This window comes from Clostridium sp. SHJSY1 (assembly GCF_031626875.1).
Classification (GTDB): domain Bacteria; phylum Bacillota; class Clostridia; order Clostridiales; family Clostridiaceae; genus Clostridium.
The window spans coordinates 22,810-37,861 of sequence record NZ_JANDMF010000009.1; the positions used below are offsets into that span (position 1 = coordinate 22,810).

Sequence of the window (15,052 nt, forward strand, 5' to 3'; positions counted from 1 at the left end):
AAATCCTCCAAAATTCCTGTTCAATATAGTGTATGTTAGATATGTTGCAATTGTTAGTAAAGTATTGTAAAATCAGAATTAATGTAATAAGTTAGTACTTTTTAGGAGGAGAATTATGAATAAATCTGTATTAGTGAAATCAATTTACAGAAACACAAAGGAATACATTTCCAAAGACGTAAGAATCTCTGGTTGGATTAGAACACTAAGAGCTTCAAATGCCTTTGGTTTTATAGAAGTAAATGATGGATCTTTCTTTAAAAATGTTCAAATAGTTTTTGACAATAAAATAGATAACTTTAAAGATGTATCAAAACTTCCAATAAGCTCATCTATTACTGTAGTAGGTACTTTAGTTGAAACACCGGATGCTAAACAACCTTTCGAAATTCAAGCAAAAGAAGTTATAATAGAAGGCATGTCTCATTCTGACTATCCATTACAAAAGAAAAGACATACTTTTGAATATCTAAGAACAATAGCTCACTTAAGACCAAGAAGTAATGCCTTCTCAGCAGTATTTAGAGTTCGTTCAGTAGCTGCTTATGCAATCCATAAATTCTTCCAAGATCAAGGATTTGTGTATACTCACACTCCAATTTTAACTGGAAGTGACTGTGAAGGTGCTGGAGAAATGTTCAAAGTAACAACACTTGACCTTCATAATGTTCCAAAGACTGAAGAAGGAGCTATAGATTACAAGCAAGATTTCTTTGGTAAAGAAACTAATCTTACAGTTTCAGGACAATTAAATGGTGAAACTTTTGCTTTAGCTTTTAGAAACATCTATACATTTGGGCCTACATTTAGAGCTGAAAATTCAAATACAACAAGACATGCAGCTGAATTCTGGATGATTGAACCTGAAATATCTTTTGCTGATTTAGCTGATGATATGGAACTTGCTGAAGACATGCTTAAGTATGTTATAAAATATGTTATAGATGAATGTCCTGAAGAAATGGCGTTCTTTAACCAATTTGTTGATAAAGGGTTATTGGATAGATTAAATCATGTTATAAGTTCAGATTTTGGCAAGGTTACTTATACTGAAGCTGTTGAAATTTTAAAGAACTGTGATAAAACATTTGACTATCCTGTAGAATGGGGTATTGATCTTCAAACAGAACATGAAAGATACCTAACAGAAGAACACTTTAAGAAACCAGTATTTGTTACTGACTATCCAAAAGAAATTAAAGCTTTCTATATGAGACTAAATGATGATAACAAAACTGTTGCAGCTTGCGACTGTCTAGTTCCTGGTATAGGAGAAATCATCGGTGGTAGCCAAAGAGAAGAAAGACTTGATATATTAAAAGCAAGAATGGCTGAATTGAATCTTAATGAAGAAGATTACTGGTGGTACTTAGAACTTAGAAAATATGGAGAAACTAAGCATGCTGGATTTGGTTTAGGATTTGAAAGATTAATTATGTATGTTACTGGTATGGGTAATATTAGAGACGTAATCCCATTCCCTAGAACTACAGGACAATCTGATTTCTAAGAAGATAATTTAAGGTTGGAGCAAAACATAAACTCCAACCTTTTTTATTTCCTATTGTAGACATAGTCTCTATTCATTCCTTCTAATTAATAATGAACTACCTGTCTAAGTCATTTATTAACCATAAATATGGTAATATTCTACAGAATATATATTCTTATATGGTGATATTCTTCACCATATATATGGTTTTACGGTAATATTCTGAAAAATATGCTGATACAATGCTGCTTTAGAGGATTTTTCATATATAATATTAATATATAACTTAGTTTTATAGAATCTTTTTAGAAAGAAGGATACTTATGGGGATAAATTTAAAATTTGAATTAAACTCTTTATATGTATGTGTAAAAGATATGGATAGAGCAATTAATTTTTATGAAAGTTTACTTGGACAAACTGTTACTGAAAGAAATAATATTTATAGTGTTTTTGATATCAATGGCTTCAGATATGGATTATTTGCAAATGATAAAATGAATGAACATAAAATATGGGGAAATAATTGTTTGCCAAGCTTAAATGTAAATGATATTGATTTATTTTTAAAAAGGTTAAAAGAGTTAAATTGTAAGATTGTTTTTCCATTAACTACTATAGGCAAGAATAAGGTTTTGGAATTTACAGATAGTGAAGGGAATGATATAGAAATCACTTGTCCTATAACTTTGTAACTTATTATTATATGCAAGATTTTTACTTTATATGCTAACCATGTTATAATCTATTTATGAATTTTTATGAGGTGATTTGTATGGTTAAAAAAAACGAAATTAATTCTATTGATGACAAAATAAAAAAATTGCAAGATAAAAAGAGAGCTTTACAAGAAAAAAAAGAAAAAGAAATTGGAAAGTATTTATTGAAGAGTTGGGGAATATCTTCATTAAATAATAAAGATATTTTTTACTTAATTGATAACAATAGTCCTAAAAATGCTTCTAAATAGAAGTCCGTTAATAATATAAAGGAAGTAATATGATCATATTACTTCCTTTATATTATTAAATCTATATTTGGAAAAGAGTTATTTTACCACTGTTCATACTTTCCTTAACATCAATTATTCTTTGATTACTAGAACCCTTGAACCTTAAACCATCTTCCTTTTTAGATTCTTCAAATCTTCCATCAACTATAACATCTAAATTTTCCATAAGACCTTTCCATCCTGGAACCTTATTAATATTATCAATTATATATTCATATGTATACCCAGTATAGCTCCAAACATTTAATCCATGTTCCTTAAATTTCTTTGCCATATACGAGAACTCCTCAGCTCTTTCAAGAGGATCGCCTCCACTAAAGGTTACACCTTTAATCATAGGATTATCTACTACATCTTGAATAAGTTCATCCATATCTCTTTCTTCTCCACCATAAAAATCATGAGTATCAGGATTAAAACATCCGTTACAATTATGCTTACACCCTTGAGAGAAAAACACCCTTCTAAGGCCTGGCCCATTAACTAAACTTTCATATGCTATCCCAGACAATCGTATCATCTTTCCCAAACTATTCACTTCCTAGTCTATAATTTATACTAATATTATAACACTAATCATTTTGTGATGAAAATTCTCCTTCCAACCAATCAACAAATTGAGTAGCTGACCTTGGCGATCTTCCATTATGCCACTTTTCCCACTTTAAGGCTTCTCTATGTAACTCTTCTTCTCTAACTTCTAATTCTCTCTCTTTAACTATTCCATCAACTATAGATAAAAATTCTTTTTGATTAGGTGTAAAGAAACTAATAGTAATACCAAATCTGTCTGCCAGGGATAATTTTTCTTCCATAGTATCCTTAGAATTAACATCATCTCTATCGGAGAATTTTTCTTGAACTAAGTGTCTTCTGTTAGTTGTTGCATAAATTAATATATTACTTGGCCTATTTTCTATTCTTCCTTCTAATATTGTCTTTAAAGCTGAATAACCATCCTCATTTTCATCAAAAACTAAATCATCAACAAATATTACAAACTTCTGCTTTTTGTTTTTAAGAAGTCTTATGATCCTAGTAAAATCATTAAGTTGCTTCTTATCAACTTCTATTAATCTTAAACCATCCTTATAATGTTCATTTAATATAGCTTTAACTGTTGAAGATTTTCCAGTTCCCCTAGCCCCATAAAGCAAAAGATTATTTGCTGGAAATCCTCTTAAAAAGTTTAAAGTATTACTTATAATCTCTTTCTTTTGGCTTTCATAGCCTATTAAGCTTGAAAGTTTTATAGGATCTGGATCTACTATTTCCCTTAGATAACCTTCTTCATCATTATCAAACCTTTCCCATACAAAAGCACTATAAGCTGTAGCTCTACCAGTTCCATTCTTCTTATGGAACCCAATTATAGCTTCAGCACATTCCATCCAATCTTCACTATTTATTAGTAATTCCTTTATATTCTCAAAATCTGTATTGTTTTTGAGTTTATATTCTATCTTTTCTATACCCCAATCTAATAATGACTCTATTCTTCTCTTTATCGATTCTTGCTCTTCACATCTGTTTAAAAGAATATTTTTTATATCCTGACTGTTAATTGATACTATTTGAGAAAGGACTTGAAGTTCATCTCTAACTCCTTTAACAATAAATTCTGGTACATTTTCTTTTTCATCTAATTTTTCGTTAAATGGATTATTAGAAAGTAGCATGTCATGAACCATAATTTCTTTATATGATAATTCCTTACTTGTTTTAAACAACTCATATACAAAATCATTATATGCTATTATACATTCTCCTAAAGTACTATTATCCGCTAAGTTATCCACAAGTACCTTGAACTTATCCCCAACTTTCTCTGAAAATATCCCCTTATACACACAAATAGAATCTAAGTATAATTTAATTCTTTCTTCTCTTTTCATTTTTAATTTGCCCCCTAGTTATAAATTAAAGACACCAATGTCAAAGAGACCTTGGTGCCTATATATATTACATATTTTTTACATAATTAAGTCTTCCGCCAGCTTTAATTACTTCAATCTCTTTTTCTGTTAAATCAACCACTGCTTCAAATTCTGCATTCTTAGTTAAATTCTTTATTTTAGCTATTCCTGTATTTAAAACATCTTGGATTCCTTCTATAACCAATTCATCAAGTAAATCAATATTATCATAATCCCCTTCATTTTTGAAATCAATAGGAATTATTCCATTATTTATTAAGTTAGCTTTATGAATTCTAGCAAAAGATTTTGCAACAACTGCCTTAACTCCTAAATAAAGAGGTGCTAAAGCTGCATGTTCCCTTGAAGAACCTTGACCATAGTTACTTCCTGCAATAATAAATCCACCATCATTCTCTTTAGCTCTCTTAGGAAATTCTATATCTACTGTGTTAAAACAGAATTCTGCAAGATAAGGAATGTTAGATCTAAATGGAAGTAATTTTGAGTTTGAAGGCATAATATGGTCAGTAGTAATGTTATCTTCAACCTTTATTATTACCTTTCCATCTACTTCACTTCCTAATTCTTTTCCTATTGGGAATGGTTTAATATTTGGTCCTCTAACAACTTCAACTTCAGCATTAGTTGGTGCTGGTGCTAAAATCATAGAATCATCTATTATAAACTTTTCAGGCATTTCTATAGTTAAATCTACATCCATCTCAGTTGGATCAGTTAAAACTCCATTAATAGCAGATACTGCTGCTGTTTCTGGGCTAACTATATATATTTGTCCTGTTAATGTTCCACTTCTTCCATAGAAGTTTCTATTTACTGTTCTAAGTGAAATTCCATTTGTTCCTGGCGCTTGCCCCATACCAATACATGGTCCACATGAATTTTCAAGTATTCTAGCTCCAGAGCTTATTATATCTGCTAAAGCTCCATTTCTAGCTATCATCTCCATAACCTGTCTTGATCCTGGCCCTATTACTAAACTTACATTAGGGTTAACTTTATTTCTTTTAAGTATTTTAGCAACTTTCATCAAATCTTCATATGAAGAATTTGTACAGCTTCCTATAAATACTTGATCAACCTTTATATTAGCAGCTTCTTTAACTTCAACAACATTATCTGGACTATGTGGTTTAGCAGTAAGAGGTTTTAATTCACTTAAATTAATTTCAATTTCTTCATCATATACAGCATCTGCATCTGGTTTAAATTCTACCCACTCGTCTTCTCTTCCTTGAGCTTTAAAAAATTCTAAAGTTCTTTCATCACTTGGGAATATAGAAGTTGTAGCTCCAAGTTCTGCTCCCATATTAGTTATAGTAGCTCTTTCTGGAACTGAAAGAGTCTTAACACCTTCTCCAGCATATTCAAATACTCTATTTACTCCACCTTTTACAGATAGTCTTCTTAAAACTTCTAAGATAATATCTTTAGATGCTACCATCTTATTTAATTTTCCAACAAGATTAATCTTAACTACTTTAGGTGTATTTATATTATAAGCTCCTCCACCCATGGCAAGAGCAACATCTAATCCGCCAGCTCCCATTGCAAGCATTCCTACACCACCTGCTGTTGGTGTATGACTATCAGATCCTATTAAAGTTTCTGTTGGTCTTGCAAATCTTTCTAAAAATACTTGGTGACATATTCCATTACCTGGTTTTGAAAAATGTACTCCATATTTTGAAGCAACTGTTTGTATAAACTTATGATCATCTGCATTTTCAAATCCTTGTTGTAACATGTTATGATCTATAAATGCTACTGATCTCTTAGTTTTAACTCTATCTATCCCCATTGCTTCAAGTTGTAAATATGCCATTGTTCCAGTTGAATCTTGAGTTAAAGTTTGGTCTATCTTTATTGCAATAGGTTCTAATGCCTTTAGTTCTCCTTCAACTATATGTTCTTTAAGAATTTTGTATACTAAATTATCGCCCATTTCTTTCCCCCTAAATTATTTTTTTCTTATTGCTAATTTATTTTTATGTTTAATATTATTTAGAATCAGTTAACCTTTTATACATTTGTACTATTTCTTTGTCAAAAAGACTCCTCTTAAGCCTTACTGATGTAGCTCTAACCATTTCTAAAATCCCTGTAGCTTCCTCATCAGTTAAATCTATATTATATTCTTTAAACTTATTTACTATAGCAGCTTTACCTGAATGCTTTCCTATTACTATTTGTCTTTCAAGTCCTACAACTCTAGGGTCAAATGCCTCATAATTTTTAGGATTTTTTATTGCTCCATCTGCATGTATTCCTGATTCATGAGCAAACATATTTGTTCCAACAATAGCTTTCCATATTGGAAGGTCTCTTCCTGATGCCCTTGAAACATATTGAGATATTTCTCTAAACATAGTAGTATCAATATCCACTTCCATTCCATAGACATATTTTAATGCCATTAGTACTTCTTCTAAAGCTGCATTTCCAGCTCTTTCTCCTAATCCATTTACAGTTAATCCAACATGACTAGCTCCAGCTCTAATACCTGCAATGGCATTTGCTGTTGCCATACCAAAATCATTATGAGTATGCATTTCTATATCAAATCCTGTATTTTCATACAAATATCTAATTTGCTCTTCAATTTCAAATGGTCCCATAACACCTACTGTGTCACAGTATCTAAATCTATCTGCACCAGCCTCTTTTGCAGTCTTCATATATGTAACTAAGAAGTCTCTATCTGCTCTTGAAGCATCTTCACCATTTACAGATACATATAATCCATTTTTCTTAGCATATTCAACGCCTTCTACCATCTTTTCCAGTACCCATTCTCTGGATTTTTTTAATTTATTTTTTATGTGTATGTCTGATACTGATATTGAAATTGCTACAGCATCTACACCACAATCAATAGATTCATTAATATCTGATATTACTGGTCTATTCCAAGCCATAATACTACTTTTAAGATTTCTCTTAACTATATCTTTTATTGCTTGTTTTTCATCTCCACCCATTGTTGGAATTCCAACTTCAAGTTGATCTACACCTAAATCACTTAACATGGTAGCAATTGCAATTTTTTCTTCATTAGCAAAAACAACCCCAGCTGTTTGTTCTCCATCTCTAAGGGTTGTGTCTACAATAAATATTCTTTTTCCGTCAATTGATCTTTTAACAGTCATATATAATCCCCCTGTATTTTAATTATTGCTTATTAATGTGTTTTTATCCTCGCATAAAATTCCCCAATTGCATTAAAGGATAGCTAAATACAATTTATTTTTATTCATTAATTTTATCATATAGCTTATTAAATAACAATATAAAATATATGAAATTATTATTTTTTTGCAAGAATGCTCATCTTCACATTCACTATATTCAATTTTTCTTTAATTTTTATGGCTTAACATATTAATTGTTGCAAGTTTTTTTATAAATATTGCATCTTTAAGTCTTATGACTAATTTGTAATTAAATATAATGTCGTAAAATTTTCTCATATTTATTAATAAAAAAAGTTAAGCTAGATTTAATCCAACTTAACTTTTTAACTAATTTCTATTTAAATATATGTGCTGACATGATTTTCTGTATGAGTGATTCTATCTTCTCTTTCATGAGCTTTTCCAGCTCCAAACCTTTCATCTAAGCTTAAATATCCTGTAACTCTTGAAATTCCTTGAATATTAGTACTACTACATTTAGGACATTTTGCTTCATGACTATGAAGTGACTCCCCACACTCTCTGCAGTATCTTATATGAAAATTCACACCCATATAACTTATATTTGTATTTTTATATGCATAATTAATTATATCCATAATTCCTTCCCCTGTAGGGTTATCATCAACTTCAATATAACTAATATGCCCACCATTACATAGCTTATGGTATGGTGCTTCTATCTCTATTTTCTTCTTTATTGAAATTGCATATCCAACAGGGACATGATAGCTATTTGTATAATATTCTTTATCTGTAACACCTGGTATTATACCAAAGAGTTTTTGATCTTGTTTTATAAATTTCCCTGACAAACCTTCTGCTGGAGTTGCATATGCGCTCCAATTCAAATGAGTTTCTTCTGCTATTTTATCTACTTGCTCTCTTAAATATGATATAATTTTATATCCTAACTCTCTTGATTCATCACTTTCTCCATGATGTTTTCCTGTTAAAGCTACAAGAGTTTCTGCAAGTCCTATAAATCCAATTACCCAAGTTCCTTGCTTTAAAATTGGTTCAATGGAATCATCTTGAGATAAATTTTCAGAGCCCTTCATTAGATATTGTCCTGCAACAAATGGTAAATCTTTAACTCTTAAATTCTTTAAAACATTATATCTATGCAATAATGACTCTTTAGCTAAGTCAATTTTTTCTTGAAATAACTTAAAGAACACATCAATATCTTTCTTTGCTAATACACCAATTCTTGGTAGGTTAATTGTTGTAGGTGCAATATTTCCTCTTCCTTTACACCCTGGTTCTCCATTTACATTTTTCATAAGATAAGTTCTACATCCCATAGTTGCTGGCATATAACCTTTATCATAATATTCTTTATTAAAATCTGCATCTATATTCATAAATGTTGGATTCATTCTCTTTGCTGCAACTTTGCAGGCTAATTTATATAAATAGTGATAAGGATCTTTTTCTTCCCTATTAACTCCTTCTTTAACCCTAAAAATTATGTTTGGAAATATTGGTTGTTCACCCTTTCCTAAACCTTTATCATACTCCTCTAAAAATGCTTCACATACTAATGCTGCATCTTTTGAATTTGGAATTCCTAGATTCACTGAACTAAAAGGAACTTGAGATCCAGCTCTTGAATGCATTGTGTTAAGATTATAAACAACTCCTTGCATTGCTTGATGAACTCTTTCCTTTAATTTTGTTTCAAGAACCTCTTTAATCTTTTCTTCTTGAACTCCTAAACCTTCTAATTCTTTAATAATTTCCTGTCTTGTAGGCTCAACAAAAATAGCCATATCATTATCAAAATCTGGATGGGATTGCCCTCCAAACATGTCATTTTGAGTAGATTGTAAAAGTATACATGAAAGTTCAGCAGCAGTCTCAATTCTTTTTGGAGGATTTATAGTTCCATATCCAGTATTAAAGCCACTTTCCAATAATTCTCTTGTAGGTATATGTAGACAGTTCGTTGTTAAATTATAACTATCTAAATCATGATAATATAAATCTCCTCTTTCATGAGCCTTTGATAAATACTTTGGCATTGCTGAAAGGTTATGCCACTTATTTGATTCTGATGCTATTCTTAAAAGCTTGGAACTAAAATTATTTCCTACATTAGCATTATCTCTATCTGTCTCCACACCAATTTTTTGTATAGCTTTCATTAAATCTGATTTAATCTCTCTAATCTTTGTTCTTTCTTTTCTATAACTTGAATATGCTAAAGCAACCTTTCTATGATTGGTATCCACTAATGCTTTTTCCACATAGTTCTGTATATCTTCTACTGTAATTTTATTCTTTTCAGTCATTTCTATATATTTAATGGCTTTTTGTACAGTTTCAAGAATTTCACTTGTTTTTAAACTAAGTCCTTCATCCCCAGATGCACCTTTAATAGCTTGAGTTATTTTATCTGCATTAAACTCAACTTCTCTACCATCTCTCTTTACAACATATAGCACTAACCACACCTCCACTACACAATATATAGTAGTTATTTAAACCACAAATGATATTATACTTCATAGAATTACATATATCAAATTACTCAAAAAATCATTTTATCATCTATATCATTATTTATTACTATATTGTTCTTCTTTTCTCACTTTTTTAAAGTATTATACTTTTCCATGTAATTATCCAAATATTTATGGAAATAATTTTCCAATTGAATTACAATTGAATCATTGGATAATAATAGATAATATAAAATTATTTAGGAGGTTAAGTATGAAAAAAATTTTTTTAGTTATTATTTCATTATCTCTTCTTCTTATTGGTTGTGAAAACAAAAGTACATCAACAAAAAATATTTCTCAAGAGGACAATACAAAAAAATACTATAGTTACTATACTGGTAAAGAATGTTCTGATAGTGATAATGATAAACCTTCTTTTATGACTATAATTGAAAATTCACCACAAGCTCGTCCCCAAAGTGGTCTTTCCTCTGCAGATATTATATATGAAACTTCTGCTGAAGGTGGTATTCCAAGATTTATAGCCCTATTTCATGATAATTCACCTGAAATAATTGGCCCTATAAGAAGTGTTCGACCTTACTTTTTAGATATTGTCAAGGAATTTAATCTTCCCTTTGCCCACTGTGGCGGCTCTGAAGATGCATTAAATAGAATTTCAAAAGATAAGAATTTGATGAGTATTAACGAAATTGCTGAAGGACCTTATTTTCAACGAGATAATAGTAGAAAAGCCCCTCACAATCTATATACCTCTTCAAATAATATAAATAAATATATTAATGATAAAAATATAAAAATACAAAATAAACCTTTTTTAAGTTTTGATAATGACTATTATAAAAAATCATCTTTTACAGATGCTAATAATTTAAGTATTACCATTAACAAGAATTACACTACTTCTTATACTTATAAGGATGGTTTATATACAAAGTCAATGGATGGCAAAGAATCTATAGACGTATTAAATAATACTCCATTAACTTTTTCAAATATAGTAATACAAAAAACAAATATAAATTTAAGCAATGACAATCTGCATTTAAATATAGACCTTATAGGCAAAGGAGAAGGACATATTCTATCTCAAGGTAAAGTTATAGATGTAACCTGGGAAAAAACTTCTGATGACTCAAGAACTGTATTGTATGATAAATCAGGAAGCAAGGTTCCCCTCTCTCCTGGAAAAACTATATGGCATATTATTGATAATAAAAGTAATTTATCTATAGGGTCTTCCTCCAAATAATGTAGTATCAATTAGTTTAATTTCATTTAGACTAACAAACTCATTCATTTGAATTAGTTAAGTTAGTCTATTTTTTTTATTGCCTAACATTATCGCTTCTGATATAGTTAACATTATCACTATTGATAATGTTAATTAAATATATTTTGGAGGTACAAATATGCAAAAGATAGCAATAATAACCGATAGCGGTTCTGATCTATCACCAAGTTTATTAAAAGAACATAATATTTATTCTCTACCTTTTAGAATTATTTATTCTGATAATGAATATGAAGATGGAGTAACTATAACTCCACATGAACTATACAATAATTTAGAAAAAGAAATTCCTACAACTTCTTTACCTAGTAGGGAAAAAATTGAAAATATATTAACTACTCTTGAAGAAGAAGGATACACTCATGTTATCGCTATACATATATCAAGTGCTCTTTCTGGCACAATTAACTCTGTAAGATTAGCTTTAGAAGACCACCCAAAGCTTACAAGTTACGTTTATGATACAAAAACATTATGTATGGCTGAAGGTTCTATAGCCTTATCTGTTTCAAGTTTAATTAAAGAAGGAAAAACTTTTGAAGAAATAATCTCTATGCTTCCATGCATTAGAGAAAAAGTACATACTTACTTTACACTAGCTACTCTTGAATATCTTAAAAGGGGAGGTAGAATAGGTAAAGTTGCTGGAACAATTGGAGAACTTTTAAATCTTAAGCCAATAGTTTTTGTAGGTGATGATGGTGTTTATCAAACCTTTGCTAAAGCTAGAGGTCGTAAACAATCTATAAACAAATTGAAAGAAATTATTGAAAGCTACCTAGATAAAAATAAATGCAACATCTGGATTATCGAAGGAAACGCTATTGAAGAAAGTCAAGGACTTCTTAATTCTTTAAAAGACCACACTAATGTTAATAAAATTTCTATCGCCACAGTAGGACCTGCTTTAGGAGTTCATACTGGACCTGGATTACTTGGCTTCATTATAGAGGAACTTTAATTTATATATGAACGAGAAAGACCTTAAGGCTGAAGAAAAACGATTATATGAAGAATATAAGCAAAAACTTTCTGACTTAAAAAAAATAAGAAAAGAGAACGAAGCCGTAGGTCAGGTGTTTACTAAGGGGTTGCTTCCTATTTATATTCTTTATATTTTAAGTTTAAATCCATCAAACGGAAATGATATTTCTCACAAAATAGGTGAAAGAACTAATGGATTATGGATTCCTAGCACAGGAGGGATATACCCTATTTTAAAAAAACTTGAAAAACAAGGAGATATTGTTGGTGAATGGAATGACCCAAAGAAGAAATTTCAAAAAATATATAGGTTAACTGAAGAAGGAATAAAAAACTTTGAAAACAAAAAAAAATTATTAAAGCCTAAAATTGAAGAATCCTTAGAGGTGTTTAAAATTATTTATAATGATATTTACTAGATATACTTAGGTATATCTTTTTTCTTTTAAGGCATCCTAATATATAGGAGGTACTTATAAATGAAAGTAACAATAATAGATAAAAATAATATGGAAGCCTATGTTGCCCTTGATGATGGAAGTATTGCATCTATTCCATTAAACCAAGTGCCTAATTCAAATATAGGTGATACCATTTGTGTATCAACAGTAAATACAATATGTAGTCCAAATCCCCAAAATTCGTCGAGTATGGTTGTTAATAAGTTAATTGACTTTTTTTAATACAAGGCATAGAATAAAAGCAGAATTAAATTTATCTGCTAGGGGTGCCTAAAGGCTGAGAGATGTGCATCATTAACCCTTGTACCTGATCTGGTTAATTCCAGCGTAGGAAAGCAATTATAATTAATATTATTAAAGCTTTAGGACTTCTAGCAGGATTACTAGGAGGTTTTTTTATGAATTTTTTAAATGATTGGTCAGATAGGCTAACTAATTACTTTACTGGCTTTTCTGCAAAGTTCCAAACTTTAATAAGTAATCCAAGCTTATTTATTGGATTATTTGGATTAGCTATAATTATTGTTGCTTTAATTAGGTTTAAAAAAATAGAGCTTAATGCTAAAATTATGAGTCGTATTGGAATAGCTTTAGCTCTTGCATGTGTTTTACAAGTTTTTAGAATATACCACTTTCCTGCTGGTGGAAGTGTTACACTTGGAGGAATGGTTCCTATTTTATTAATTGCCTTCATTTACGGCCCTGAAATAGGAATGTTAACAGGTTTTTTATATGGACTTTTGAATTTATTCCTTGATCCTTATTTTGTCCATCCTGTCCAAATTTTATTTGATTATCCACTACCATCCTTAGCTATAGGTCTTGCTGGATACTTTAGAAGTAAACCCATATTAGGGACAGCAATAGCTTTTGTAGCTAAATTTATTTGTCACTTTATTTCAGGAGTAGTATTCTTCTCTTCTGATGCTTTATCGGCTGGAATGCATCCATGGATATATTCCTTGGTTGTAAATGCTCCAATGGTAACAGCTGATGCAGTTATATGCATTGCATTGATTGCTTTCCTTCCATTTGCAACATTATTAAAGCAAGCTAAAGCTTAAAATAAAAGGACCTCCTCAATGGAGATCCTTTTATTTTAACTATTCACATTCTATTGCATCAACTGGGCAACTAGACTCTGCTTCTTTAGCTGCATCCTCACAACCTGATGGTACTTCATCTACAATTGCATGAGCCTTACCGTCATCCCCTAATTCAAATACTTCTTCACATACAGATGGACATAATCCACATCCAACACAAGTATCTTGATCTACTTTTGCTATCATAATTAATTCCCCTTTCTTTTAGGATATTTTCATAAACTATTATCCCCAAAGAAAAGAAAATTATTAATATAATCCTTCAAAAATTAATGAATACAAAGGATTGTCTGATACATATTCTTCTGCTTTTCCTTGTTCTAAAGCTTCAGTGAACTCCAAATCTATAGGTAATTCACCTATTAAAGATAACCCTAAATACTCCGCATGCTCTTCTGCAGATTTCTTACTAAACACACGCAACTTTTTTTCACACCCATCACATACTATATAAGCCATATTTTCTACTACACCTTTTACTTTTACTCCTATTTTTTCTGCCATTATAACAACTTTCTTGACTATCATAGAAACCATATCTTGTGGTGTAGATACTATAACCAATTCTTTTATAGGAAAATCTTGCATTACAGTTAATGCAATGTCTCCTGTTCCTGGAGGCATATCAATTAATAGATAATCTAAATCTCCCCATTCTGTATCTATGTACATTTGATTCAAAACTCCAGTGATTACTGGTCCTCTCCATATAACTGGTTGGTCTTCTACTGGTGTAATTAAGTTCATAGACATAACCCTAACCCCACTAGAAGTCTCTACAGGTAAAAATTTCACTGTATTTTCATCTATAGGTGTTATCTTTGCTCTTTGATTATTAATCCCAAAGAATCTAGGCATAGATGGCCCAGTAATATCAGCATCTAAAACTCCAACTTTATATCCTTTTTTTCTTAAAATAGTGGCCATAACCCCTGTTATAGTAGATTTTCCAACTCCACCTTTACCACTAATTACTCCAATTATATTTTTTACATTTCCATACTTAGGTAAAACCTTTATTGAAGTTTCACATGATGTAACTCCTTTTGAAGCACATTGATCTTTGCTTGCACAATTATCACAACTACCCATTTTGACCTC

General features: G+C 30.3%; 15 protein-coding genes and 1 riboswitch. Of the genes, 8 read left to right on the forward strand and 7 right to left on the reverse strand.

The window, feature by feature from the left end:
• The first annotated feature begins 115 nt into the window (after window positions 1-115).
• The 3 genes from asnS (at window position 116) to NNC19_RS06525 (ending at window position 2,462) form a co-directional block, all read left to right on the forward strand.
• Complete coding sequence (gene asnS / locus NNC19_RS06515) at window positions 116-1,510, forward strand: asparagine--tRNA ligase (RefSeq protein WP_310937817.1); 1,395 nt, start codon at window positions 116-118, stop codon at window positions 1,508-1,510.
• 311 nt (window positions 1,511-1,821) lie between these two features.
• Window positions 1,822-2,187: a VOC family protein gene (locus NNC19_RS06520; RefSeq protein WP_310937884.1), complete on the forward strand. Its 366-nt coding sequence runs from the start codon at window positions 1,822-1,824 to the stop codon at window positions 2,185-2,187.
• 80 nt (window positions 2,188-2,267) lie between these two features.
• Window positions 2,268-2,462 (forward strand): hypothetical protein, encoded by a 195-nt coding sequence (locus NNC19_RS06525; RefSeq protein WP_310937818.1) that lies wholly within the window; start codon window positions 2,268-2,270, stop codon window positions 2,460-2,462.
• Between the two features lie 61 nt (window positions 2,463-2,523).
• On the opposite strand, the gene nrdG is transcribed toward NNC19_RS06525, so the two are convergent.
• The 5 genes from nrdG to NNC19_RS06550 all read right to left on the reverse strand — a co-directional run bounded on the left by nrdG (window position 2,524) and on the right by NNC19_RS06550 (window position 10,085).
• Entirely contained in the window at window positions 2,524-3,033 is a 510-nt protein-coding gene (gene nrdG / locus NNC19_RS06530; protein WP_310937819.1) for an anaerobic ribonucleoside-triphosphate reductase activating protein, read from the reverse strand.
• A 43-nt stretch (window positions 3,034-3,076) separates the two neighbouring features.
• Window positions 3,077-4,399, reverse strand: a complete 1,323-nt coding sequence (locus NNC19_RS06535) for an ATP-binding protein (RefSeq protein ID WP_310937820.1) — start codon at window positions 4,397-4,399, stop codon at window positions 3,077-3,079.
• 67 nt (window positions 4,400-4,466) lie between these two features.
• Window positions 4,467-6,386, reverse strand: a complete 1,920-nt coding sequence (locus NNC19_RS06540; RefSeq protein WP_310937821.1) for an aconitate hydratase — start codon at window positions 6,384-6,386, stop codon at window positions 4,467-4,469.
• A 55-nt stretch (window positions 6,387-6,441) separates the two neighbouring features.
• Window positions 6,442-7,590, reverse strand: coding sequence for a homocitrate synthase (gene nifV / locus NNC19_RS06545; RefSeq protein WP_310937822.1), 1,149 nt, complete (start codon window positions 7,588-7,590; stop codon window positions 6,442-6,444).
• Window positions 7,591-7,973: 383 nt separating this feature from the next.
• Entirely contained in the window at window positions 7,974-10,085 is a 2,112-nt protein-coding gene (locus tag NNC19_RS06550) for an anaerobic ribonucleoside triphosphate reductase (RefSeq protein WP_310937823.1), read from the reverse strand.
• Between the two features lie 271 nt (window positions 10,086-10,356).
• Between NNC19_RS06550 and NNC19_RS06555 the strand changes: the two genes are divergently transcribed.
• The 5 genes from NNC19_RS06555 to thiT all read left to right on the forward strand — a co-directional run bounded on the left by NNC19_RS06555 (window position 10,357) and on the right by thiT (window position 13,909).
• The gene (locus NNC19_RS06555; RefSeq protein ID WP_310937824.1) at window positions 10,357-11,358 is read left to right on the forward strand and encodes a DUF3048 domain-containing protein; all 1,002 of its coding nucleotides are present in this window, start codon (window positions 10,357-10,359) and stop codon (window positions 11,356-11,358) included.
• A gap of 160 nt (window positions 11,359-11,518) precedes the next feature.
• Window positions 11,519-12,361 carry a DegV family protein gene (locus tag NNC19_RS06560; protein ID WP_310937825.1) on the forward strand — a complete coding sequence of 281 codons (843 nt, stop codon included), beginning with the start codon at window positions 11,519-11,521 and terminating at the stop codon, window positions 12,359-12,361.
• A 7-nt stretch (window positions 12,362-12,368) separates the two neighbouring features.
• Window positions 12,369-12,803 carry a PadR family transcriptional regulator gene (locus NNC19_RS06565; RefSeq protein WP_310937826.1) on the forward strand — a complete coding sequence of 145 codons (435 nt, stop codon included), beginning with the start codon at window positions 12,369-12,371 and terminating at the stop codon, window positions 12,801-12,803.
• Between the two features lie 60 nt (window positions 12,804-12,863).
• A complete protein-coding gene (locus NNC19_RS06570; protein ID WP_310937827.1) occupies window positions 12,864-13,067 on the forward strand; it encodes a hypothetical protein in 204 nt (67 codons plus the stop codon).
• 30 nt (window positions 13,068-13,097) lie between these two features.
• Window positions 13,098-13,196: riboswitch (TPP riboswitch) on the forward strand.
• A 47-nt stretch (window positions 13,197-13,243) separates the two neighbouring features.
• Complete coding sequence (gene thiT, locus NNC19_RS06575; RefSeq protein WP_310937828.1) at window positions 13,244-13,909, forward strand: energy-coupled thiamine transporter ThiT; 666 nt, start codon at window positions 13,244-13,246, stop codon at window positions 13,907-13,909.
• Between the two features lie 39 nt (window positions 13,910-13,948).
• On the opposite strand, the gene NNC19_RS06580 is transcribed toward thiT, so the two are convergent.
• On the reverse strand, window positions 13,949-14,137 hold the full coding sequence (locus tag NNC19_RS06580; protein WP_310937829.1) for a ferredoxin: 189 nt from the start codon (window positions 14,135-14,137) through the stop codon (window positions 13,949-13,951).
• A gap of 63 nt (window positions 14,138-14,200) precedes the next feature.
• A complete protein-coding gene (locus NNC19_RS06585) occupies window positions 14,201-15,043 on the reverse strand; it encodes an Mrp/NBP35 family ATP-binding protein (protein WP_310937830.1) in 843 nt (280 codons plus the stop codon).
• Window positions 15,044-15,052 lie beyond the last annotated feature (9 nt).

Coding starts and splice junctions, on each gene's coding strand:
- thiT (WP_310937828.1), top strand. CDS start 13,244: ATGAATTTTTTAAATGATTGGTCAGATAGGCTAACTAATTACTTTACT.
- NNC19_RS06585 (WP_310937830.1), bottom strand. CDS start 15,043: ATGGGTAGTTGTGATAATTGTGCAAGCAAAGATCAATGTGCTTCAAAA.
- NNC19_RS06560 (WP_310937825.1), top strand. CDS start 11,519: ATGCAAAAGATAGCAATAATAACCGATAGCGGTTCTGATCTATCACCA.
- NNC19_RS06535 (WP_310937820.1), bottom strand. CDS start 4,399: ATGAAAAGAGAAGAAAGAATTAAATTATACTTAGATTCTATTTGTGTG.
- NNC19_RS06525 (WP_310937818.1), top strand. CDS start 2,268: ATGGTTAAAAAAAACGAAATTAATTCTATTGATGACAAAATAAAAAAA.
- NNC19_RS06570 (WP_310937827.1), top strand. CDS start 12,864: ATGAAAGTAACAATAATAGATAAAAATAATATGGAAGCCTATGTTGCC.
- NNC19_RS06540 (WP_310937821.1), bottom strand. CDS start 6,386: ATGGGCGATAATTTAGTATACAAAATTCTTAAAGAACATATAGTTGAA.
- nifV (WP_310937822.1), bottom strand. CDS start 7,590: ATGACTGTTAAAAGATCAATTGACGGAAAAAGAATATTTATTGTAGAC.
- asnS (WP_310937817.1), top strand. CDS start 116: ATGAATAAATCTGTATTAGTGAAATCAATTTACAGAAACACAAAGGAA.
- NNC19_RS06580 (WP_310937829.1), bottom strand. CDS start 14,137: ATGATAGCAAAAGTAGATCAAGATACTTGTGTTGGATGTGGATTATGT.
- NNC19_RS06565 (WP_310937826.1), top strand. CDS start 12,369: ATGAACGAGAAAGACCTTAAGGCTGAAGAAAAACGATTATATGAAGAA.
- NNC19_RS06555 (WP_310937824.1), top strand. CDS start 10,357: ATGAAAAAAATTTTTTTAGTTATTATTTCATTATCTCTTCTTCTTATT.